This is a genomic window from Brevibacillus migulae, from assembly GCF_004521915.1.
Classification (GTDB): Bacteria; Bacillota; Bacilli; order Brevibacillales; family Brevibacillaceae; genus Brevibacillus_F; species Brevibacillus_F migulae.
In genome coordinates this window covers 80,990-102,653 of record NZ_SDKD01000004.1, presented here as the reverse complement: position 1 = coordinate 102,653, position 21,664 = coordinate 80,990, and the positions used below count along the sequence as shown (strand labels likewise).

General features: G+C 50.5%; 22 protein-coding genes and 1 riboswitch. Of the genes, 3 read left to right on the top strand and 19 right to left on the bottom strand.

Features of this window, described 5'->3' with window-relative positions:
- Positions 1–6: 6 nt before the first annotated feature.
- The 5 genes from kynU to EIZ37_RS05960 form a co-directional block, all read right to left on the bottom strand.
- Entirely contained in the window at positions 7–1,293 is a 1,287-nt protein-coding gene (gene kynU / locus EIZ37_RS05980; protein WP_134683669.1) for a kynureninase, read from the bottom strand.
- A gap of 229 nt (positions 1,294–1,522) precedes the next feature.
- Positions 1,523–2,308, bottom strand: coding sequence for a dioxygenase family protein (locus tag EIZ37_RS05975; protein WP_134683668.1), 786 nt, complete (start codon positions 2,306–2,308; stop codon positions 1,523–1,525).
- 29 nt (positions 2,309–2,337) lie between these two features.
- Entirely contained in the window at positions 2,338–2,982 is a 645-nt protein-coding gene (locus EIZ37_RS05970; RefSeq protein ID WP_134683667.1) for an alpha/beta hydrolase, read from the bottom strand.
- Positions 2,983–3,275: 293 nt separating this feature from the next.
- Positions 3,276–3,617 carry a zinc ribbon domain-containing protein YjdM gene (locus EIZ37_RS05965; RefSeq protein ID WP_134683666.1) on the bottom strand — a complete coding sequence of 114 codons (342 nt, stop codon included), beginning with the start codon at positions 3,615–3,617 and terminating at the stop codon, positions 3,276–3,278.
- Between the two features lie 74 nt (positions 3,618–3,691).
- Complete coding sequence (locus EIZ37_RS05960; RefSeq protein WP_134683838.1) at positions 3,692–5,143, bottom strand: alpha/beta hydrolase domain-containing protein; 1,452 nt, start codon at positions 5,141–5,143, stop codon at positions 3,692–3,694.
- Between the two features lie 268 nt (positions 5,144–5,411).
- On the opposite strand from EIZ37_RS05960, the gene EIZ37_RS05955 reads away from it, so the two are divergent.
- Positions 5,412–7,160: a sigma 54-interacting transcriptional regulator gene (locus EIZ37_RS05955; RefSeq protein ID WP_134683665.1), complete on the top strand. Its 1,749-nt coding sequence runs from the start codon at positions 5,412–5,414 to the stop codon at positions 7,158–7,160.
- Positions 7,161–7,302: 142 nt separating this feature from the next.
- Here the strand turns inward: EIZ37_RS05955 and EIZ37_RS05950 are convergent, their stop codons facing one another.
- From EIZ37_RS05950 to EIZ37_RS05920, 7 genes are all read right to left on the bottom strand, one after another.
- Positions 7,303–7,659, bottom strand: a complete 357-nt coding sequence (locus tag EIZ37_RS05950) for a DUF6463 family protein (RefSeq protein WP_134683664.1) — start codon at positions 7,657–7,659, stop codon at positions 7,303–7,305.
- 34 nt (positions 7,660–7,693) lie between these two features.
- Entirely contained in the window at positions 7,694–7,915 is a 222-nt protein-coding gene (locus EIZ37_RS05945) for a hypothetical protein (RefSeq protein ID WP_235827898.1), read from the bottom strand.
- Positions 7,912–9,111, bottom strand: coding sequence for an ArsA family ATPase (locus EIZ37_RS05940; RefSeq protein ID WP_134683663.1), 1,200 nt, complete (start codon positions 9,109–9,111; stop codon positions 7,912–7,914). Before EIZ37_RS05940 ends, EIZ37_RS05945 begins: the two co-directional genes overlap by 4 nt.
- A gap of 67 nt (positions 9,112–9,178) precedes the next feature.
- Positions 9,179–9,655, bottom strand: coding sequence for a MarR family winged helix-turn-helix transcriptional regulator (locus EIZ37_RS05935; protein WP_134683662.1), 477 nt, complete (start codon positions 9,653–9,655; stop codon positions 9,179–9,181).
- Between the two features lie 86 nt (positions 9,656–9,741).
- A complete protein-coding gene (locus EIZ37_RS05930) occupies positions 9,742–10,146 on the bottom strand; it encodes a hypothetical protein (RefSeq protein WP_205683789.1) in 405 nt (134 codons plus the stop codon).
- A gap of 32 nt (positions 10,147–10,178) precedes the next feature.
- Complete coding sequence (locus EIZ37_RS05925) at positions 10,179–10,772, bottom strand: TetR/AcrR family transcriptional regulator (protein ID WP_134683660.1); 594 nt, start codon at positions 10,770–10,772, stop codon at positions 10,179–10,181.
- Positions 10,773–10,942: 170 nt separating this feature from the next.
- Entirely contained in the window at positions 10,943–12,970 is a 2,028-nt protein-coding gene (locus tag EIZ37_RS05920) for a Na+/H+ antiporter (protein WP_134683659.1), read from the bottom strand.
- A 171-nt stretch (positions 12,971–13,141) separates the two neighbouring features.
- Here EIZ37_RS05920 and EIZ37_RS05915 point away from each other — a divergent pair, with 171 nt between their 5' ends.
- Positions 13,142–13,984 carry a DUF2785 domain-containing protein gene (locus EIZ37_RS05915; protein ID WP_134683658.1) on the top strand — a complete coding sequence of 281 codons (843 nt, stop codon included), beginning with the start codon at positions 13,142–13,144 and terminating at the stop codon, positions 13,982–13,984.
- Between the two features lie 89 nt (positions 13,985–14,073).
- Here EIZ37_RS05915 and EIZ37_RS05910 read toward each other — a convergent pair whose 3' ends face one another.
- The 7 genes from EIZ37_RS05910 to EIZ37_RS05880 form a co-directional block, all read right to left on the bottom strand.
- Positions 14,074–14,835 carry an SDR family NAD(P)-dependent oxidoreductase gene (locus tag EIZ37_RS05910; RefSeq protein ID WP_134683657.1) on the bottom strand — a complete coding sequence of 254 codons (762 nt, stop codon included), beginning with the start codon at positions 14,833–14,835 and terminating at the stop codon, positions 14,074–14,076.
- A 29-nt stretch (positions 14,836–14,864) separates the two neighbouring features.
- Positions 14,865–15,914: an LLM class flavin-dependent oxidoreductase gene (locus tag EIZ37_RS05905; protein WP_134683656.1), complete on the bottom strand. Its 1,050-nt coding sequence runs from the start codon at positions 15,912–15,914 to the stop codon at positions 14,865–14,867.
- 205 nt (positions 15,915–16,119) lie between these two features.
- Positions 16,120–16,860: an amino acid ABC transporter ATP-binding protein gene (locus EIZ37_RS05900; protein WP_134683655.1), complete on the bottom strand. Its 741-nt coding sequence runs from the start codon at positions 16,858–16,860 to the stop codon at positions 16,120–16,122.
- Between the two features lie 17 nt (positions 16,861–16,877).
- On the bottom strand, positions 16,878–17,597 hold the full coding sequence (locus EIZ37_RS05895; protein WP_134683654.1) for an amino acid ABC transporter permease: 720 nt from the start codon (positions 17,595–17,597) through the stop codon (positions 16,878–16,880).
- Between the two features lie 108 nt (positions 17,598–17,705).
- Complete coding sequence (locus EIZ37_RS05890) at positions 17,706–18,548, bottom strand: transporter substrate-binding domain-containing protein (RefSeq protein ID WP_134683653.1); 843 nt, start codon at positions 18,546–18,548, stop codon at positions 17,706–17,708.
- 114 nt (positions 18,549–18,662) lie between these two features.
- Positions 18,663–18,846, bottom strand: a riboswitch (Lysine riboswitch).
- A 117-nt stretch (positions 18,847–18,963) separates the two neighbouring features.
- Complete coding sequence (locus tag EIZ37_RS05885) at positions 18,964–19,635, bottom strand: YdeI/OmpD-associated family protein (protein ID WP_134683836.1); 672 nt, start codon at positions 19,633–19,635, stop codon at positions 18,964–18,966.
- Between the two features lie 127 nt (positions 19,636–19,762).
- Complete coding sequence (locus EIZ37_RS05880) at positions 19,763–20,317, bottom strand: PadR family transcriptional regulator (protein ID WP_134683652.1); 555 nt, start codon at positions 20,315–20,317, stop codon at positions 19,763–19,765.
- Between the two features lie 119 nt (positions 20,318–20,436).
- Between EIZ37_RS05880 and EIZ37_RS05875 the strand changes: the two genes are divergently transcribed.
- Positions 20,437–21,636 carry an alpha/beta hydrolase family protein gene (locus EIZ37_RS05875; RefSeq protein WP_134683651.1) on the top strand — a complete coding sequence of 400 codons (1,200 nt, stop codon included), beginning with the start codon at positions 20,437–20,439 and terminating at the stop codon, positions 21,634–21,636.
- Positions 21,637–21,664: the final 28 nt, after the last annotated feature.

Genomic DNA, 21,664 nt, shown 5'->3' with positions numbered 1-21,664 from the left:
CCTCCCCTACGCCACGATTTCGCGTTCATTGGTGAACTTTTCATAGTGCTTCTCGGTCATGATGGCTTTCAAGGTATGCACCACGTGCCAGACTTCTTCATAGCTCGTATAAAGGGCAACCGGGGCAAGACGAATGATATGCGGCGCCCGGAAGTCAGGGATGATCCCCTTTTCCTTCAAGGACTTGCATATACGCGCCGCCTCGCGATGCTCGAGCGCGATATGTCCGCCACGGCGCAGTTCATCCCGCGGGTTGCCAATCTCAAAGCCCATATCCACCAGCTCATGGTCAATCAAATCCATGAAATATTGCGTGAGGGCGAGTGATTTTTCGCGGATCTGCTCAATGCCCGCTTCCGCAAACAGCTCCAACGAACCGAGAATGGGAGCGAGACTGAATATATGCGGCGTGCCTATCTGATAAGCCCCGGCTGTTGTCGCAGGAGTCATGATGGTCTCGAGGTCAAATTGCTTATCCTTGCGGGAGCCGAACCAACCGGCTAACCCAGGTGCCGTCCCGAAATGCTTCCGATTCACATACAATCCGCCGACACTTCCCGGTCCTCCGTTGAGGTATTTATAATTGCACCAATAGGCAAAGTCTACCTCCCATTCATGGAAAGCATGCGGGATGGCCCCGACTGAATGACACCCGTCAAACCCGATCAGGATGCCCCGCTTATGCGCTTCCACCGTCAATCGCTTCATGTCCATGATCTGCCCGCTGCGATAAAGCACCGTGGGCAGGATGATGAGCGCGATGTCCTCGGTCATTGCCGCGATGATATCGTCCTCCTCCAAAAAGCGCCCGTCCCGGCTTTTCACGAGGATGAGATGTTCCTCCGGGTCATGACCATGCATGCGCAGCTGGCTTTGCAGCGCATACAGATCGGATGGGAAGGTGAGTTCATCCGCTAAGATTTTTGTGCGTTCATCCTGTGGTCGATAAAAAGTCGCCACCAGCTGATGAAGATTCACGGTCGTGGAAGCCGTCACAATCACTTCCTCAGCAGAAGCCCCCACCAATGGGGCCATCCTTTCTCCCAATTTCTCAGAAAGAGTGAACCATGGGTGCTTTCCTTTTGTCCAGCCGTCGATCCCATACTGTTTCCAATCATCCAAAGCCTCGAGGAGTGTGCGCTCCGCTCGCTTGGAGAGCAGCCCCAATGAGTTTCCATCCATATAGATGGAATCAGGCTGTACATAGAACTCTTTGCGAAACGACCGAAGTCTGTCTGCCTGATCCAGTTCTCTGGCAAAGTCCAAAGTGGGCAAAAAGCGTTGGGCTCCCATGGTACCCCTCCCCTAGCTCATTAGCAATGTATCCAATGAAAATCCTAGAAATGATTATGTTGCAGCGTAAGCATTTATGTTCAGAATCTCCGTTCCTTTCAAACACGGGTTGGAAATACTGAGCTTCGTCAAGCTTTGGGCGGAGCCTTGGTTGGCACTTTCACCGAAAAAAGCAGGGCCCCCTTTGCTGTGAGGCGCCCTGCTTCTTGTCTCTTACTCCTTATTCCATTCAGCCAAATTGCCACACACTGTGGCTGAGGTTTCCATATCGGTAACTGCGGTGCACCAGCTCTGCTTTTGGTGAACCATCCGCTGCACCCATCGCATAGAAAATCGGTACAAAGTGCTCGTTTCCATACGGAGGTACGGCCAATGAAGCAGTAGGCGCTAATGAAGCGTATTGGAACAGCGATGACAGATCCCACGTTTTCAGATGACGGGCCAGCCACTCGTCAAAAGAAAGTGCCCATTCATCAATTTCCCCGCTGCTGTCTTTTTCCCAATTTAATGCGCGAAGATTATGCACGGTCCCGCCGCTGCCAATGATTAACACGTCCTTCTCTCGTAAGCCTGCCAATGCTTTCCCAATCTTATACTGCTCTTCCGGTGAAAGCTGCGGATTGACCGACATCGCAATCACGGGAATATCAGCATCCGGATACAGCAATCGCAGCACGACCCAGGCACCATGATCCAATCCCCGCGCCGGTTCTACCTCATAAGATACACCTTCATTCCCGAGCAATGCTTGAATCTCTCGCGTGATGTCTGCATTGCCCTTTGCCGGGTATTGAATCTGGTACAAGGCTTCCGGAAAACCGCCAAAATCGTAAATGGTGCGGTACTCCTCGACGTTGCTCACCTGCTGAACAGCCGATTCCCAGTGAGCCGAAAACAACACAATCGCTTTTGGTCTGGGCAATGTTTGGCCCAGGTGATGCAAAAACTGCGTGTATTCATTATTCTCGATGGCGATCAGCGGTGCACCGTGGGCGATAAAAAAGGATGGTAGCATACAATCATCTCCTCGCATGGATATAATGGTTATTTTTTCAACGATTCTTGAATCCATTTCATGAAGTCTTGATAGTTTTGGAGCGACACCGTATGGCCTTCCTGATAGGTGTGGAAGGATACAGCGGCGCCCAGCTTTTTGAAATGCACTTGGTTCTCGACGCCCCACTCGTAAGGCAGCACTGGATCATATACCCCGTGTGAAATAAACAGCGACAAGTGGTTGACCGGTTTCACAGCGTAATCTTCCTTGACGAATGCGGGGATATATCCACTAAGGGCAATGATGCCCTTAATCCGATCCCCTAATGCCAACCCGAGCGTCATCGACAGGATCGCTCCCTGGCTAAAACCGAGCAAGTACAAGCGATTTTGATCGATCGGATACTGCTGGGTCGCGTAATCTATAAAACTCGTCATCTTCCCGACAGCCAGGTCAAATGCGTCCCGATGCGGTTTTCCCAATCCCTGAATCGTAAAGTAAGCATAACCCGGCGGCTGCTCCAAATGACCGCGAATGCTGAAAATGTAGACCTGCTCCTTCAGCTCCTCTACCAGCGACAGCAAATCTTGTTCATTACTGCCCATCCCATGCATGACGAACAAGGCTGGATAGGTTTGATTCGGAACGATCTGTTGTGGGCGGCGGAGCTCATAGATCATGGGTGAATTCATGGTATGTCATCCTTTCTTTCCTTCCTTACACTGCCCTGCTATTCCAAGGGGATATTTATATATACGAATAATTAATTCATATTATAAAACTAACACCGAAAAATAAATGCCCAAGTCTGGGCTTATCATGTTTTTGTATACTGATATTTGTTATTTATAAGATAACAATATTGCACTCCGATTGTCAACGTCTTTTGATGCTGATTAAAAAACATAACTTTACCAAGCCTTTGGCAGCGCCTTAGTGGCACAAAAAAGCAGGCCTCCGTAAATGCTTGCGAAGGCCTCCCCATTTATACCTTTTTCACAAACTCAGACTTCAGTTTCATCGCGCCAAATCCCTCGATTTTGCAATCAATATCATGATCGCCTTCTACCAATCGAATGTTTTTTACCTTCGTTCCCACTTTTAAGACAGAAGAGCTGCCCTTTACTTTCAGGTCTTTGATGATGGTCACGGTATCACCATCCTGCAAGACATTGCCATTGGCATCTTTCACAACCTTCTGCTCTTCACCCGTCTCGGTTTCCCCATTGGATGACCACTCATGCGCACACTCCGGGCAAATATAAAGATCTCCATCTTCATAGGTGTACGCGGATTGGCATTTTGGACAGCTTGGTAAATTCGACATTCCTTGATTTCCTCCATTTATCACGAATGGTTTCACTATAACGGAAATGGAGAAGCAAGGAAAGCCAGCCGCTCTTAATATGGTTCAATCTCTTCGCCCGTTTCGATATCAATCACGTTGGTATGATCCTCTGGTACCTGGATGGTTTTGCTCTCAGGTGCTTGTTCCTTTTCCTCGACCCATTTGACGAGAAGATCAAAGCTTTGGTGAACATACGGGAGCAGTGGCTGCAATTCTTGATCCGCATCGGATTTGCTCCATACCAGTCCATCGACGTGATTGCCTTTTTCGATCATGTAGAGACGGTGCAGGTCTTCCTTTCCGGCTTTTTTCACCAGCTCTTGATAGCCCTTCGCATGCAGATCCGGGAAAATGAGGGCGTCCCATGTACCTGCAACCGAAATCAGCGGGACATTGATCTCTCCCGTATTTTCAATTTTGGCTACGTTTTTCTTCACACTGCCTGGTCTATCAAAATAATCATAGTCCTCGAAATGATCGTCCTTGCTGCGGTCGCGTAGCCCTTTTTCGTCAAACTTCAGATAATCCTGCCAGTCGAGTCGCTTGGGAGCCTTCGGATCGAACTCGTCACGATAAATGTTGAGCGTGACAAACCAGTAGACCTGATCATGATAGGGCCATAATTTTTCCGATCCTTTGGGTACGCCCGCTTCATACAGCGCTTCTGCTGCCTGCTCCTGCTTTTCGCCCGATCCAAACACCGCATCCTCGGCATGGTTCACGACAGTGGTCAACGAAGAAATGAGGTTGGCTTCCTTGGAGCGCCACAAGACCCCTTCCCAGTCGACACCGCCATCGTATAGCGGATGCTCCTTGGACTTTTTCGGGTTGTCGTTTTCGAGCGCATAGCGGACCACATATCCGCCATTGGAGATCCCGACCGCATACGTAGGGATCGGATGATTTTTGGAAACGAGCCTGCTGGCCGGATTATCCCGGTCGTCCTCATCGATCAGCCTGGATTTGTAATTTACCTGCAGATAGGCTTGCGCTGCTTTGGTGAGCTGGCGGAAACGCTGGTTCCATTCCTCCAGTGAGTCTTCCTCCGCTACCAGCGCGTTTTTTACCTTGGCATACGGGTCATCCGGATCGATTTCCCCCTGTGTCCCCTTGTCAATCGCGGCAAAGGCATATCCTTTTTCCAAGACATAATCGCTGAACAGCAGGTCGGTAGAGGTTTCATTGCGCGTGGCTGGGATGCCCGCTACCACCAGCTTTCCATTCCATCTGGAAGGCACGCGAATGACAAACTTGGCGTCATCGAACATGCCATTGACTTGGGTCCCGCGCACTTCCGCTGGCTGATGCATCCGATACCAGCCCGTTTTGTCCTCCGCAGAGCCCCATGCATAAGGAGCAAGCCCAATGTTCCCATTTTGGATCGCCGCCGCATATTGGATGGGATTTTTGGTGGTCAGCCAGTTGCCATTCTCGCCATCAAACTTGGTGACGGTGACGCTATGGGCGCCGGGAATGACCGGTGAGTAAGCGGCTTGTACATTCATCACCGAAAAAGGGGAAGCCGCAAAAGTGGAAAGCAGAAAGGTCGCCATGGCAATCGAGGTCCATCTTTTTTTCATCTTGTCCTCCTTATTTTTGAAAGCGTTTACGGTTGTCTGATAGGAATAGCAAGAATCATACCGAATGTAGAGTTGTAGGAATTTTAGAAAAAATCAGGTGCCTGTTGCAAAAATACGACGTTGTTCTGTTGCGCTGCTGCGACATGCCGCAACTTTGCAACAGTCTGTCAATCGTGATAAAGGAGGTTCGCCGATGGATTTCCACCCCCATGATGTTCACCCTTTTCTTCCCCCGCATCTCCTCCATTTTCTCGACTCCCTGCCGAGTGGCATGATGCTTGTGGATCGGGACGGGATCATTCTCTACGTCAATCCCGCAGGGTGCCAGCTGCTTGGTCTCAAACTGTCGGAAGTGCAGCATCTTCCTGTGACGAGAATCGCCCCAGGCACGGACATCCTGCAAGTGATCCAGGAGGGCAAACCCAGCCTGCGAGTGGAGATCAGCTATGGGGACAAGATGTTCCTCGTCGATCGCGTCCCTTTTCCGCTGGATGGAGCAATCATCGGCGGGATTTCCGTGTTTCAGGATATTACGGTCTATGTCGATGCTTCCAAGCGCATTTCCGAGCAAGAACGCGAGCTCCATCAGTTTCGGGAGTTGGTCGAGCAGCTGTACGACGGGATCGTCATGTGCGATCGTGCCGGCATTGTGACGATGATCAACCATGCCTATTGCGATTTTCTCGGAACGACCATGGAAGAAGCCATAGGCAAGCCCATTACGGAGGTCATCGAAAATACGCGCATGCCACAAGTCATGGAAACCGGCATCGCTGAGCTTGGCCATCTGATGAGAGTGGGCAACCGGGACATTCTGGTGAGCCGCATGCCCATGCGTGAAGGCGACAAGATCGTCGGTGCGTTGGGAAAGGTGATCTTTAATGACCTGCGGGAGCTGCGCAACCTGGTAGAACGCTACAATCTCATGGAGAGCAAGCTGGACTACTATCGCCAGGAATTAAAAAGAGTGGTCGGCGCCAGATACACCTTCCACTCGATTTTTGCCGATCATCCATTGATTAAAGAAGCGATTCAGCTGGCCAAAAAGGTCGCCTCCTCGCGCTCCTCCATCCTGATATTGGGGGAAAGCGGGACGGGAAAAGAGCTGTTTGCCCATGCGATTCACGCCAGCAGCCCGCGAGCGGACGGTCCTTTCATCCGCGTGAACTGCGCCGCCATCCCCAAGGATTTGCTGGAGGCGGAGCTGTTTGGCTATGAGGAAGGGGCTTTTACGGGGGCGAGAAAAGGCGGAAAGCCCGGCAAAGTGGAGCTGGCGCACAATGGCACGCTGTTTTTGGATGAGATCGGCGATATGCCGCTGGAAATGCAAAGCAAGCTGCTGCGGGTGCTGCAGGAAAAAGAAGTGGAACGCATTGGAGCTACTCGTCCCACTCAGGTGGACATCCGTGTGATTGCGGCCACCCATCGCCCGCTTGAAACCTTGATCAAAGAAGGAGCCTTTCGCGAGGATTTGTACTATCGTCTGCAGGTCTTCACGATCCATATACCGCCGCTCCGGGTCCAGGGCAGCTCGATTCTCGCCATGGCCAATCATCTGATCCAAAAGCTGAACAGTGAGCTTTGCACAGCGGTTACCGGAATGAGCCCCCGCGTCGAGGCGATTCTTTTATCCCACGGCTGGCCCGGAAATGTACGGGAGCTGCAGAATGTCCTGGAACGGGCGGTACAGGTGGCAGACCATGGCAAGCTGGAGCCTGTGCATTTGCCACCGTATTTGCAGGAACGCAAGGTCGTCGTGAATGGTGAGAATATCACGCTGGATTTGGAGGCGGAATTGGCCAAAACCGAGAAAAGGGTGCTGCTGGCAGCTTTGCAGAGGGCAGGGGGAAATAAAGTGAAAGCCGCCAGTCTGTTAGGGATGCATCGGGCGAGTCTGTATCGGAAGCTGGAGAAGTATGGACTGTCGGCTTCCCAACCGTAATACGCTTTTAGCGCCATTGAGGTATGGCCAGCTAGGGACGTCCCGGACATTCGGATATGACCATACCCTTGCGTCCGGGACCCTCTTCTCCGCAACGCATAGCCCTCTCAACCAGAGATTTTTGAACATGGAAGGGCGGATTTCACTTACGCAATAAAATCCAGGCCTGCGGAAGGACCAACCAAAAGCCCGACACCGGCATGGCGATAGCCCCAGCCAAGCATACCAGCAGAAGCGTCCATCCAAAACTGGCTGGAGGAGCGACCCCTTGTTTTTTCATGAGCCAATCAGCTGTATGCCCAAGCAATATGAGCAAGAAGCCAGTGATCATAAACCAGAATGCCGCCGTAGCAACGCTCTTGTCGCCAACCGTGTTCCAGTAGCCATTGGCCACCATCAGTTGAAGCTCCTGTGCGTATATGAAGAACCCGATGGCGGTGTGCAGACTCCCGGTGATCATGAGAACGACTCCCATATGGCGCTTGATGCCCTGTACCATACACTCTTCCCCCCACTTCTTTTTTTTGCTTTCCCTACTCGCTCGATATCTTGATTTTCCGCGGAGACGGCGGGTCTTGTTCTTCCTCCAGCGTGTCAATCAGACTGTCGATCACCGAGCGAGACGCAAGCAGCCACTCTTTGATTGCTTTTTTGACATGACGCTCTGGTTCCCGTTGCTCCAGAGCCCGGCTCAATCGCTCCAATCGGGCGAGTCTTTCCAGAATCCTCTCTACCCCTAGTCCGGCATCTCTCACTGTTTCCCCCTCCCTTCTTGTTCGCCGATGTGCCGCTTTCCAAAGCGAATCAGTAAACGATCTTCCGCATACCTCGCCCCTGTAACCTGTCGGCCCATCAAGATCCTTGGCAATATGACCTTTCGCTTGTACGCTCCTGCATCTACCGTCAATTCATCGCCCGATTGCGTCAAATCCAGGGACTCCTTGTTCACAAAGGGAAGCATCAATTCCAACTGCATCTCGCCATCCTTCTCCTGAATCACTTCCGTTCTGCCGCGATAAAGCATGGCCGATGGGTCCTGTGTGCCATAAACAGCTTCCGCCAATTCTTCCAGAATCGGCACACCGATCACTTCTTTTTGCATCATGGGCGCTTTCAGGATGGGCAGCGGTTGGAAGTTGGCGACGATTTCTTCCTCATACTTCTTTTGCATCTCTCGCCAATGGGCAAAGAACCCTGTTCCCGCTTCTTCCGGAAGCACCCGGTTGACGATCACCGCGTCCGTATTGAACCCAAACAGATTCAAATACGTAAAGGACCTCTTCGCTTCGGCCAGCACCATTTTCTCCGGATTCAAAACCAGCCTCACGGACGTGATTTCCGGATTCAGGACGATCCGCTGCATGTCCTCCAAGCCGCGTGCCAGTTGCTCCACACTGTCCAGGACGTCATCGGATGGCAGCTCTATCGTGTTAACCAGCTTTGCCACGGGTCGAACCAGCTTGATAAGCCTGCGCTCTGTCGGGAAAATTTTCTCCAGCCACCAATTCAATACGTTCGGATAACTGAGCAAGCGCAGCGTCTCCCCTGTTGGAGCACAATCCACGACCAGCACATCGTATCGTCCGCTTTGCGCATGCTCCTTGATCTGCAGCAGGCTGAACAGCTCCTCCATGCCGGGGAATACCAGCATTTCCTCCGTGGTGATATCCTTGAGCTGCGCTTTGTCCAGGAGCGTTGTCAGCCAGCCTTGAACCGTCCCCCAATTCCGCTCGGTTTCCCGCAGGCTATTGACCTCTTGCGCCCACAAGTTTTCGCTGATCAAGACTGGATCCGGGCCGATCGGTACTGCCAGCGAATCGGACAGACTATGCGCCGCATCGGTGCTGAGTATCAGCGTCCGCTTCCCTTCACTCGCCAGCTTGACTGCTGTCGCCGCCGCTACGCTCGTTTTTCCTACGCCGCCTTTACCCGTGAAGATGATGATTCTCATCAAGAACCGCTCCTTTTAGTACGATTTCGTAGTAATTGTCAAAAAAAGAACCCGGCTTTGAAACCGGTTATTCCTCGATCTGGATTTTGACTGGACGCGCCTTGGCCTCGCGGGGCTTTCCTGTTCCCCTATCCTGGAACACCTTGGCTGCTTTGATCAACAGCCTGGTGAATTGCTCCATTTCCTCCGGGGTGAATGCCTCCTCCAGTCTTCCCAGCATCGCCAGCATGATCTGCTCGGACTCTTTCGCCAGATTCATGCCTTGCTGAGTCAGTGTGACCAATTTGACCCGCTGGTCTTGCGCAGATGTTGCCCGCGCAATGTATCCTTTCCGCTCAAGCCGCTTCGCGATGCTGGTCATCGAGCTCAGAGGCGCCCCCATTTCCGAGGCAAGCTCGGACATGGTCAGGTCACCGCGCAAGTGCAGTATGAGCAGCGTCGACAGATCGGAACGGGTCACTTTTTCTTCCAGCTGGTGCATGTCGGACATCAAAGCAAATGGACGCAAACCGGTTTTCAGAAAGAGGTCGTATAGTTGCTGCATACCGGCGGACTCCTTTTTAGTACGATATCGTAGTAATTTCCTTATGCGCTCATTTTAATACGAGTTCGTAGTAATGTCAACGAGGTCTATACGCCCTTTTTGCCTTTTCCCATGAACAATGGAATCAGCAAATACAATCCATAGGCGAATGCCATCCAAATAGTAAAGGCGATCAGCTGCTCACTGGACAAATGGGGAAAAATCACGTCCCGGTTCCATAGCACGCAAGCATCGATCAGCAAACCCACTGCGCTGCCGATCAGCCCCAGTCTCACCGCTGCGTAAGGACTCGAATCCAGCATGCGAAAGACGACAAATACCCCATACAGCACCGCACAGGTTGCCGCTTCGAGCAGGACAAATCGGAGAAGGAAGCTCTGCTCAAACGGATTGACCAGCACCATGCTGCCAAAACAAACGAAAAATACGGTTGCCCCGAACCAGATCAAGAGCGAAAAAAGCAAGGTTAGTCCCAGTTTCTCTGAAAACATGCAGATTCCCCTTTCTTTTCTTTTACAGCTGGTTATTCAGGCTGCTTCTTTTTCAATACTTGCTGAAAAAAGAATGCCAGCTCTGCAAATGTCCTTTCCCGGTCAAAATCCGATGAAACAAGGCTCTGCACAGCCAAGCCGTCGATGATGGCATTCATGATGACCGCCCACGTCTCGGGGGAGATCCCCATTACCCGACTGTCCGGTCCATCTCCCACCAGCTCCCGTATCTTTTCGGAGAGCATGCTGTTTTCAAACGCAATCAACTGACCGAGCTCCTGTCTGATCTCCTGATGGGTAAAGCCGCTGACCACCAGAGAGAGAAACAGCCGGTGATAGAACGAGTCCGGGCCGCATCGTTCTTTCGCTGCTTGCAGCGCCACAGAGATGTCAATATCATGCGCGGTTGTCTGGGACAGCTCATTCCAGGAGCCTTGGCACACGTCTTTTACTACGTCCAGCATCAATTGATTTTTGGTGTGAAAATGGTAGTACACCGTCCCCTGTGTCACATTGGCCTTCTCTGCCACTGTCTTCAGCGTCAGCTTTTCCATGCCATGTTCCGCGATGCAGGACTTGGCTGCTTCGATCAGATCTTGCTTGGAAACGACGTTCGGTTTTGCCACTACGCTCACTTCCCCCTGTTTGTGCTTCGTAGTTAGTTATTCGACTAACTAATAAAAATATAACCGATTCACCAAAAAAAGGAAAGTGCAAGGAGGCCTCCATTAGTCAGGCGTTTATCCTTTCTGATACAGGTAAAAAGGAGAAGCGATCAGCTTCCCCGTGTGATTCCCTATTCCACATGCTCGTACAGGGTAATGCTTTCAATGTCATTGATGAATCTCCTCAATTCCTTCGCTTGTTCCCTGCTGATATCTCCTGACTCATACATCCGATGAATCTCGGAACGTTCGACATCCATTACTTTGAGCCGGAGCTCTTCTTTTTGGATGCCACTTTTTTCATGGAGCGTCATCGAACGCCTGTGTAAGCGTTCGATCAGCTTTTTGTAATCAAGGATCACAGACTGGACGATCTCCGCGTTTCCGACGTGCTTCGCGTATTCCCCCAATCTTTGAAGAGCCGCTTGCAAAGCGTTTAGCTGGATATCCCTGCCGAGCTGCAGCGGAATGAATCGGCTTCCCTTGCCATATTTGCCGATCAGATGCTTCCAAGCCCTCGTCGCTTTGCCGAGCAAATACATGCCCCCCGTGCGGGCATTATTGCAGAGGGCTTCCTCTCGATAATCTAGAGACCTTTCAAGCATTTCAAAAACGTCTGGATCCATCCCGCCCCGATCCATTACTTTCTGGATGTATTGCCTCTCCGCTTTCAATGCCATCAACCGTATTTCTCTTGCTTTTTGTTGGTAGTGAATCGTCTTTTCTACTTTTGCATCCTGTTCCGGTTGATAGCTGGCAAACATCAGCTTATATTCGTCGATTAATTGAAAAGCTGCGGCTGCATTTTCCTCTGTCATTTCGGCCTTGATCTTTTTAATGGCAGCGAGCAATAATCGTTGCCTCGCCTCATTCAAATCCATGACATCCGCTGGTACATCTTGATCGGGCTCCCCTTTGCTTAAAAGAGGCAGGAGCACAGTGGCAAGAAGCAATGTGAAAAGGATGACGCCCGCTGCCAGGAAGAGAATGAGCGAGCGCTGGGGAAAGGCCTCACCATACATCACCACGAACGGAATCGAAAGGACCCCAGCCATGGTGACTGCCCCGCGGACACCCGTTACACTGATCAGCAAAGCCGTTTTGACATGCGGCTTGGCGGCGCGGCCGGGTTGCTCCAAGCGATATTCGTAATACGAAAAAATCAACGACCACAAAAAGCGGATCGCCAATATGACGGTGCCGATGGCGATGACGTAACCGACGAGCAGCCAGTTGTTGATATTCGGATTTTCCACCGTTTCCATCATCGAGGAAGGTATGTTTAACCCTAATAACAGAAAGACAATCCCGTTCAACACAAATAAAACAAGAGACCATGTGTTTTCCGTGAGCACTTGCTCCTCGGCGTGCCAGGTTCCTGTTTTTTCGTTGATGAGGGCATGTACAATGCCCGCCACTACTACGGCGATCACTCCCGATGCGTGCAAGAGCTCCTCGGTAATGATAAAGATCATGAACGGACTCAAGAGCTGCAGCAGCGAGTGAAAGGTCACATCATTGATCCCTTGTTTGCGCAGTATGAACCGGATCCAGGTAACAAGCAGTCCCAGAATCAGGCCTAGAAGAGCTCCTGCCAGAAGCATATAGCCAAAATCAATCACGGCACGCTTCAACGAAAAATAACCGGTTACCACCGCTGCGACTGCATAGTTGAAAGCTACAAGACCGGAAGCGTCATTAATCAATGATTCTCCCCGCACCAGATGCAGCACTTTCTCCGGAATATGAATGCGTTTGGCAATCCCGTTGACCGCGACAGGATCCGTCGGCGATAAAATCGCTGCCAGTGCAAATGCGGCCGCCAATGGGATATCCGGTATCAACCCATGAATGAAATACCCGCCGCCGATGGTGGTTAACAGCACGAGCACGATGGCATTCCCGAAAATCGGCGCTCTCATCCTCCATAATTCGCCCCGGGGAAAATGTCTCCCGTCGTTGTATAAAAGAGGAGCCACAAAGAGCAGTAAAAACCACTCGGTCTCCAGCTCAAGAGAAAACCCCTGGAAGACAAGGGCAAGGAAAATGCCAAATGCGATTTGCGTTAATGCGGTAGGAATGGACGGGATATAATGGCTGATGATATTTGAAATCAATAAACAGAGCAGCAATAGCAGTACCGTCATCAATACATCCATGGAAGCTCTCCATTCTGGAAATTGATACCGTTATCATCCCTGTTTCATACCCGATTCATTCGCTAAAGCTCCATCGCAGGATTTGATGCACCAGGGATTCTTTCTGTCCCAGGATATGGTAGAGTATAAACAATATTCAAAAGAGGCTGCATCAGATAAAGGAGATAAAACATGAACGATACACGGACCTCATTCATGCTTACACTAAAGCGAATGGAAGCAGAGCATTACACTTTGCGTGAAGGTGAGCAGATTCAGGATGTTCTGACGCTGATGCTGCGCTATATCGGTGATCCCGACCCTGCTTTGCGGGACGAGCTGATCTACCCAGCCTTTTATGCATGGATTCATGACGAGACCAAGCTATCTGCGGCGGAATTACGAAGCCTCCTATACACTTTGCTTGATGAGCAGCATTTGTTTTATCAGATCGGCAGCGAAGGGGACTCTTCGGTATTTACAAGGGCATTCTCATCTCTGCCCATTGCACTGATTGTAAGGCGCCACAGGCAGAATCCCTTTTTGAACCAAGCTGATTACGAGCAGCTCAAGGATTCTTTGCTTCGCTATTATCGAGAGGAAAAAGATCTGCGCGGCTATCTGTCCGAGGATGGCTGGGCACACAGCGCCGCTCATGGTGCCGATGCCCTGATGGAGCTTGTGCAATGCCCGGAGAGCAATACAGGCGTACAGCTGGAGGTCCTTGCCGCGATCGCGGGAATGCTGCATAACGGCCATCATATTTTTCACGATGAGGAAGATGAGCGGATCGCAAGCATCGTAGATACGATGATCGAAAAAGAGCTGCTGCCTCAGCAGATGATTGCTGACTGGATCAGCAGCTTAGCCCTTTGCGCCAGTTGGCCGAGAAGCCGCAATCAGGTGATCGCCCGGGTTAACAGCAAGAATTTTCTGCGCTGTCTGTATTTCAGAAGGGCACGCGATATCCGTGAAAATGGGCTTACCGCAGACATGCTTGCAGCTGAGACTGCTTTGAACAAGTTTGCGATATAAGGTAACTGAGTCGTCGAGCCTTCCTGACGAAATAAAAAAGTCGAATTCCTTTGCAAACCGCAGAGAAATTCGACTTTTTATTATGCGCTTTATTGAGCGGTCCAGCCGCCATCCACCAAAAGAATGGTACCGTTCACCATATCTCCAGCCGGGGATGCCAGATAAATAACCGCCCCCGCTACGTCTTTGATACTGGCGACTCTTTCCGATGGAATCCGGTTGAGCACTCCTTGCAAATATTCAGGATTATCAAGCCGCTCCGCTGTCCCCGGCGTATATGTGAAGGTCGGTCCAACCGCATTCACATTGACTCCGCGCGCTGACCATTCCAGTGCCAGCACCTTTGTCAGCTGATTGACCCCACCCTTCGTCGCACAATAGACGGCATGGTCACGAATCCCTACCACACTGGCTTGCGAGCTCATGTTGATGATCCGGCCGTAGCCCTGTTCGAGCATGATCGTCCCTGCTGCCTGGCAGCAAAAGAACAAGCCTTTCAGGTTCACGTCCATCATCGTGTCCCAATCTTCTTCCGTCACTTCTGTCGCTGGATGATTGGCGCCAAGCCCCGCATTATTGACGAGAATATCGATGCGTCCGTGGTCCTCCGCGATTCGCTGCATGACCGTTTTGATTTGGGGAACATTTCTCACATCCAGCGCTACGGCAAAAGCCTTGCCCCCTTCTTGGCGAATCTCCTCGCAGAGCTGCTCGAGCAGATCCAGATTGCGTGCCGTCGCGACAACCGTAGCGCCAGCATGTGCCAGCGCTTTTGCCAGTCCGAAGCCGATACCCATGCTGGCGCCAGTAATCACTGCGATTTTCCCGGTTAGATCAAAGCTTGGATACACACATAGCTCCCCTTTTTATGTAGATGGTATCACTGCGTGGCTTCCCATTCGGCGATTTCCTTCCGTACGCGCGGGGCCACCTTTGTGCCTAACAGCTCAATGGCTTTCATGACATCTTCATGCGGCATGGTTCCGACCGGCACATGCAGGAAAAAGCGGGTGATCCCTACATGCTTGCGCAGGTGAATGATTTTCTCCGCAACCGTATCCGGATCGCCTACGTACAGCGCTCCCTCAAAGCTCCTCGCGTGATCAAAGCTTCTGCGGTCATAATGCCCCCAACCACGTTCCCGGCCAAGCACGTTCATCGCTTGCTGGGTGGAAGGGAAAAATTTATCTGCAGCCGTCTGCGTGTCCTCGGCGATGAACCCGTGTGAATGCGACGCCACCGGCAGCTTCGATACGTCATGCCCTGCCTGAGCCGCGGCTCTTTTATAGAGCTGGACAAGCGGCGCAAACTGCAAGGGGCTGCCACCGATAATCGCCAGCACCAGCGGCAATCCGAGGAATCCGGCACGGATGACGGATTGCGAATTGCCACCGCTGCCAATCCAGACAGGCAACGGATTCTGCACGGGTCTCGGGTACACTCCGAGATTGTTGATCGCCGGACGATGCTTGCCGCTCCAAGTCACTTTTTCCGAATCACGTATTTTCAACAGCAGCTCCAGCTTTTCATCAAACAGCTCATCGTAGTCTTCCAGATCGTAACCGAACAGCGGAAAACTTTCGATAAACGAACCGCGGCCGGCCATGATCTCTGCCCGCCCGTTGGAGATCCCGTCAAGCGTAGCAAAGTCCTGAAACACACGGACTGGATCATCGGAAGAAAGCACCGTCACCGCACTGGTCAACCGGATCCGTTTTGTCTGTGATGCTGCGGCCGCCAACAGGACTGCCGGAGAAGAAGCCGCGTAATCTTTGCGATGATGCTCACCTACGCCATACACATCCAACCCGACCTGATCAGCGAGGACGATTTCCTCCACGACTTCACGCAAACGCTGGGCATGACTGATCACTTCTCCGGTTTGCACGTCCGGCGTGGTCTCTACAAATGTGCTAATTCCAATTTCCATGTGAAACTCCTCCCATTTTTTCGGTTCCATTCTCGGCGATGCTATGTAAAAAGCATTCCCTTAAAAAGGACATGTGTTAAAGCTTAACTTTTTTTAGTTACTTACTATTTTCTCAAAGGAAAGAGAAAATGAAAAGCATAAATCTTGCTGCCACGAAAAAAAGGCTAATCACTTTATCATGCGAAAGTAATTAGCCTTTCTATCGTTACTGGTTTCTTAACGTACGTTTCAGGAATTCCCTTGTGCGCTCTTGTGCAGGATGATTGAAAATTTGCTCCGGCGTGCCTTGTTCGGCAATGACACCTTTGTCCATGAACACCACGCGATCGGATACTTCCTTTGCAAACTCCATCTCATGTGTCACGATCAGCATGGTCAGTCCAGACTCCGCAAGCTCCTTCATCACCTTCAGCACCTCGCCCACCATTTCCGGGTCGAGCGCCGATGTCGGTTCATCAAACAGCATGACATCCGGTTCCATGGAAAGTGCCCTGGCGATGGCCACACGCTGCTTTTGGCCACCGGACAGCTGCTTCGGTTTCGCGTTGACGTATTTGTCCATCCCCACGACTTTCAAATATTTCATCGCGACTTTCTCGGCCTCTTCCTTGGAACGTTTCAGCACCTTTACTTGTCCGACTACGCAGTTGCCGAGTACATTATGGTTGTTGAACAGGTTAAACTGCTGGAACACCATGCCGAGATGACGGCGATAGGCGAAAATGTCATGCTTGTCATCCAGGATGTTTTCGCCGCGATAGATGATTTGGCCGCCGCTTGGTTTTTCCAGCAGGTTAATACATCGAAGCAGTGTAGATTTGCCCGAGCCAGAGGAGCCGATGATCGAGACGACTTCCCCTTTGTGTACGGAAAAATCTATGTCTTTCAATACTTCGTGCGTGCCGTACGATTTGCTTAAGTGTTGGATATCGATGATGGTTTCCATGCGCTCTCCTCCTTTTCTCAGGAATGATTACTCATTGTATAGTTGTCCGGTCCGTCCAGTTTCTTTTCGAGGTAACGCAATAGTCTGGAGACGATCAGCGTCAGGATAAAGTAAATCACACAGGCCACAAAGAACGATTCAAAGTAGCGGAAGTTGTTTCCGGAAATCGATTTTGTCGTGAAATACAATTCGGTTACCGAGATCACGTTGAGTACGGACGTATCTTTGATGTTGATGACAAACTGATTCCCGGTAGCCGGCAAAATATTGCGGATGACCTGCGGCAGGACGACATTCCACATGGTTTGGAAATGGTTCATCCCGATTGCTTGCGCCGCTTCAAATTGGCCTTTGTCGATGGAGACAATCCCGCCGCGGACGATTTCCGCCATGTATGCTCCCGTATTGATCGATACGACAAAGAATGCGGCAAACAGGCGGTCCATATCGAAACCAAAGGCTAACGCCGAACCATAATAGATCACCATCGCTTGCACGATCATCGGGGTGCCCCGGAAGAATTCAATATAAATCGAGAAAATGGCATTAATCGTTTTGAGAATCCCTCTTTTTGCTCCCCGTTCTGGCATCGGAATCGTACGGATCACCCCTGCCAAGAGACCGATCGCCGCACCCAAAATCGTACCGATTAAAGAGATCAAAAGCGTCATCCCCGCTCCGCGAAGGAACATGGGCCAGTTTTCGGAAATGATTTTGATAATCCACTCTAGGCTCATCTTTTACCTCCATTCTGCCTGTATCAAATTAGAAAAAACTTGGCTGCGACAAGTCTGATACAGTCATAAAACCGACTGCATGAGGATGCAGCCGGTCTCTCGATGTGATTATTTTGCTGCTGGCTGATTTTTGATCGCAGCGTCCATGATGCTGGTGCGCTCTTCTTCAGAGATGCCTTTCAAAATTTCATTGATTTTTGCTGTGTATTCGCTGCCTTTTTGCAGACCCACCGCGATCGCTGTATCATCTTCAGATGTCGTAAAGCCATCTTTAAACTCTACCATCACAAAGTTTGGGTTAGCTGCAGAAGCACTTACCGCTTCAGGGCGCTCGGACACGTAGCCGTCAATGATGCCGGATTCCAGCGCCACACGCATGGCCGGGAAGTTGTCCATCGCTGGCTCTTGCACAACCCCTTGAATCTGGTTGATCACAGAGTAGTGGAAGGTGTTCAACTGTGCGGTTACTTTTGCGCCTTTGAAATCTTGGATCGACGTAGCGCCTTCATATTTTCCGCCTTTTTTCACAACCATCACGAGATTCGATTTATAGTAATTGTCGGAGAAATCGATCGTTTGCTTACGCTCAGCGGTAGGAGACATCCCCGCGATGATGGCGTCGATTTTGCCGGATGTCAAAGCTGGTACAAGACCATCCCATTCGGTTTTCACGATCACTAATTCTTTGCCCAGGCCTGCTGCGATCTTTTTCGCGATTTCTACATCGTAACCGCCTGCATACTCCGCGTTGCCTTCGATTTTCACCGCGCCATTGGATTCATCCATCTGTGTCCAGTTGAATGGAGCGTAGCCCGCTTCCATCCCCACTTTAAATGTCTTGTCTTCGGATGGTGCTGCAGCATCAGGCGTGCCGCCAGTGCTCGTTCCGCAACCTGCTAGCAATACAACTGCTGATAGAAACAATGCTATAAATGGTGACTGTTTTTTCATTTATCTTCTCTCCTTTTGAATTATTGTAAGGGCTGTGAAAAACGCAAAAAGCGACCTGAGAAAGTCTCAGGTCGCAGTACATACATCGCTGCCCTAAATACCTCTCTTTTCCCCAGATGAGATAGCACAACTCAATAGACCGGGAAAGTCTATTGAGACAGTCCTGCAGCTCTTAACTGCAGACCCAGCAAGTAATACCGAGCATATTACAAGCTTCGGCGATATTTCCTTCTCCATCGCATCATCGTTTTCTCGAACTCCGCCACAGACTGTTAAATACCGCGCCTCTACCCCACTGCTTTAAGTGAGGTCTTATTTAATTCAATTACGTTTTACAGTCTACAATGCTCTGTCGATTCTGTCAACCAAGGTTACTCCTTTTGGAACCAACATACCAATGCTGGTTGACCTTGCTTCACTTGGAACTGCGATACAAATCCCGCGTCTTGTAGCCCGCTCCCAGGATCATTTTCATTTCTTCACGGCGCTTATCTCTAGTCGCTTCCTGTTTCGCACTGTACACATACCGCGCCCAGTCTTTTTGATATCCCGGAGTGAGGGATTGGTAGAATGCGAGCAGGTCTGGTGTGTCCTGCAAGTCATTTTCAATTTCTGGGATCAGCGCGATATAGTCATCTACACGTTGGCTTGCTTTTGCTGAAGCAGGGTTGGTGATTTTCGACTCTTCCTTCAGGCCGATAACCGTAAAGACATCATCCAAGCCGACCATGCGGGCAAATTTGATGGTGCTTGTCCCGATATAGCCAGTCTCGTCTGCGCCCAGCCCACTGAAGAGTTCGTCGCGATGGATGTAGGTGGGGTACGCCTTGTTTCCTTTTTTCGGATAGGCCACATACAGATAGCCGTTTGGGTTCAGGTAGTTTTTTTCGATCACCTGATCTACCAGCTCTTTTAACGCCTCCATATCGAAGACAAATGCGAAAATGAGGTCGTAGGATCGGCCGGAGACGAGCTCTTTTGCATGATTTGAAAGCTCCGCGAAATAATCGATGCCTTCCGGAAGATTCAAAACCGCTGACGATTTGTATTTGTGCAGGTTCAGTTTTTCGACGATCGATTTTGCCATTCCTATCACCTTTCTATAGACAGCATTCATCAGTTTTCCCCTGTCTGACGGGGACTCTTTTCTCAATTTCTAGTTTTATACGTGCTAATGAACTTATTCGCGACTTGTGTGTTTACGGGCTTCCAAGTTACAAATGCTTTTGCTTTAACCATCCAATCATCTTTTCGCACCACTCGATATATCCGCGCTCGAAGATGACCCCTCTCTCAATCACGGCAACTGTTGAGAACCATGGGCTATCATAGGCGATCGGGCCGTAAAGCTCGCGAAACCGGGCGGCTTTCTCTTGATATTCCTGAAGCAATGCCTCGCGTTCGCGTTTTCTCTCCTCCAGAATCGGTATCAACAGATCCGGATCGATTAACCACGCGCTGTACTGTTTCAGAATAAAGCCATCGGATAACGCTTCCGTATCCTTTGGGTCAAGGATCCAAGCCTTTAACTCCGCGAGTCCTTTATCCGTAATTTTATAAACTTTGCGCGGCGGCCGGTACGAGTCCTGCTCAAACGATTGCAGCTCAATCAAGCTTTCCGCCTCCATCTTGGCCAAGGAGGGGTAGAGCTGATTATTGTTTATTTTATAAAAAAAACCGATCCGATTGTTGATCTGCTGCTTCATTTCATAACCGCTAAGGGGCTCCCGGGCTAACAAACTCAGCAAAACGTGTTTAACAGAACTCATGCTCTCACCTTTCTGGGATAAAATTAAGATAGGTTAATATTGACATATGAACAAGTTGATATTAAGTTAATTTTAACCTATCTAGAATGTCTGTTCAACCATAACCGGGAGTGATTATGATGAAACTCATTTTTGAAGATCAAACCTTTTCCTTTGAACTGATTCGTACGCTGAGCTACGCCCCTTACGGAGGTGCTGATCTTGGAGAATGCTTGACCACAGCCAGTCGTATTCAAGAGGGGGATTTTGAAAGCTGGTACCGGGAGTGGAATCGCACCGCTGAACGTATCCATGCATTGGCTGAATCGGCGCTAGCTGCCGGACAGCTGGTAAGCGCTCGCGAAGCTTTCCTCCGAGCCTCCAACTATTACCGTACAGCTGAGTTCTTCTTGCATGGAAATATAGACGATCCACGGATCATGGAAACCTGGGGGAACAGCAGAAGCACGTTTCAGCAAGCCTCCAAATTAATGGACAAACCTGTTGATTTCGTAAAAATACCCTTTGAAAACACGTATCTGCCCGGTTATTTCTATCGGGTGGACGATACTCCCCGACCGACATTGTTGGTTCACGGGGGATTCGATTCAATCGGGGAAGAGTTGTATCTTCAGGTCGCTGCAGCTGCACTGCAACGGGGGTATCACTGTCTTACCTTTGAAGGACCCGGCCAAGGCGCTGTGATTCGGGAGCAAAACCTCCCGTTTCGCAATGAATGGGAGCAAGTCGTGACTCCCGTGGTGGATTACCTGCTTACCCGCACTGAGGTGGATCCCGAACGCATCGCGCTGATGGGCATCAGTCTCGGCGGCTATCTGGCGCCACGTGCCGCAGCTTTCGAGCATCGGCTGGCCGCTTGCATCGCCAATGATGGGTTATTCTCCAATCGTTTCAGTGATATGGGACGAAAGCTTTCCCGCGGGAAAATGGATCTCATCCTGCATGACTCGGAAAAGATGGAAGCATTGATTCAATCTCTGATGGAAAAGAGCACCAATGTCCGGTGGGCGATCGAAAATGGCATGTTCACTTTTAACGCCTCCTCCATCCAAGAACTTGTTGATAAGACGGAACCCTTCACGCTGGAAGGGATCGCGGGCAAAATCAAGTGCCCTACGCTTGTATGTGAAGCGGAAGAGGATCATTTTTTTGCGGGACAACCGGAGCAGTTATACAAGGCCCTTACTTGTCCCAAGACTTATATGAAGTTTGCGGCAGAGGAAGGTGCAGGGGAGCATTGTCACTTTGGGGCATTGCTGCAATTTAATCACCGGGTGTTTGAATGGTTGGACCCTATTTTGAAAGGGAAGCAGGATTAAGCCCGCAAAGAAAACTCCCTCCGCCTTA

Bases quoted from the DNA above. Each gene is read 5' to 3' on its own strand.
- kynU (WP_134683669.1), bottom strand. From the start codon at position 1,293: ATGGGAGCCCAACGCTTTTTGCCCACTTTGGACTTTGCCAGAGAACTG.
- EIZ37_RS05930 (WP_205683789.1), bottom strand. From the start codon at position 10,146: ATGTTTTCAGAGAAACTGGGACTAACCTTGCTTTTTTCGCTCTTGATC.
- EIZ37_RS05935 (WP_134683662.1), bottom strand. From the start codon at position 9,655: ATGCAGCAACTATACGACCTCTTTCTGAAAACCGGTTTGCGTCCATTT.
- EIZ37_RS05880 (WP_134683652.1), bottom strand. From the start codon at position 20,317: ATGAGTTCTGTTAAACACGTTTTGCTGAGTTTGTTAGCCCGGGAGCCC.
- EIZ37_RS05950 (WP_134683664.1), bottom strand. From the start codon at position 7,659: ATGGTACAGGGCATCAAGCGCCATATGGGAGTCGTTCTCATGATCACC.
- EIZ37_RS05970 (WP_134683667.1), bottom strand. From the start codon at position 2,982: ATGAATTCACCCATGATCTATGAGCTCCGCCGCCCACAACAGATCGTT.
- EIZ37_RS05875 (WP_134683651.1), top strand. From the start codon at position 20,437: ATGAAACTCATTTTTGAAGATCAAACCTTTTCCTTTGAACTGATTCGT.
- EIZ37_RS05965 (WP_134683666.1), bottom strand. From the start codon at position 3,617: ATGTCGAATTTACCAAGCTGTCCAAAATGCCAATCCGCGTACACCTAT.
- EIZ37_RS05895 (WP_134683654.1), bottom strand. From the start codon at position 17,597: ATGAGCCTAGAGTGGATTATCAAAATCATTTCCGAAAACTGGCCCATG.
- EIZ37_RS05955 (WP_134683665.1), top strand. From the start codon at position 5,412: ATGGATTTCCACCCCCATGATGTTCACCCTTTTCTTCCCCCGCATCTC.
- EIZ37_RS05900 (WP_134683655.1), bottom strand. From the start codon at position 16,860: ATGGAAACCATCATCGATATCCAACACTTAAGCAAATCGTACGGCACG.
- EIZ37_RS05920 (WP_134683659.1), bottom strand. From the start codon at position 12,970: ATGGATGTATTGATGACGGTACTGCTATTGCTGCTCTGTTTATTGATT.
- EIZ37_RS05915 (WP_134683658.1), top strand. From the start codon at position 13,142: ATGAACGATACACGGACCTCATTCATGCTTACACTAAAGCGAATGGAA.
- EIZ37_RS05905 (WP_134683656.1), bottom strand. From the start codon at position 15,914: ATGGAAATTGGAATTAGCACATTTGTAGAGACCACGCCGGACGTGCAA.
- EIZ37_RS05960 (WP_134683838.1), bottom strand. From the start codon at position 5,143: ATGAATGTACAAGCCGCTTACTCACCGGTCATTCCCGGCGCCCATAGC.
- EIZ37_RS05940 (WP_134683663.1), bottom strand. From the start codon at position 9,111: ATGAGAATCATCATCTTCACGGGTAAAGGCGGCGTAGGAAAAACGAGC.
- EIZ37_RS05890 (WP_134683653.1), bottom strand. From the start codon at position 18,548: ATGAAAAAACAGTCACCATTTATAGCATTGTTTCTATCAGCAGTTGTA.
- EIZ37_RS05975 (WP_134683668.1), bottom strand. From the start codon at position 2,308: ATGCTACCATCCTTTTTTATCGCCCACGGTGCACCGCTGATCGCCATC.
- EIZ37_RS05885 (WP_134683836.1), bottom strand. From the start codon at position 19,635: ATGGCAAAATCGATCGTCGAAAAACTGAACCTGCACAAATACAAATCG.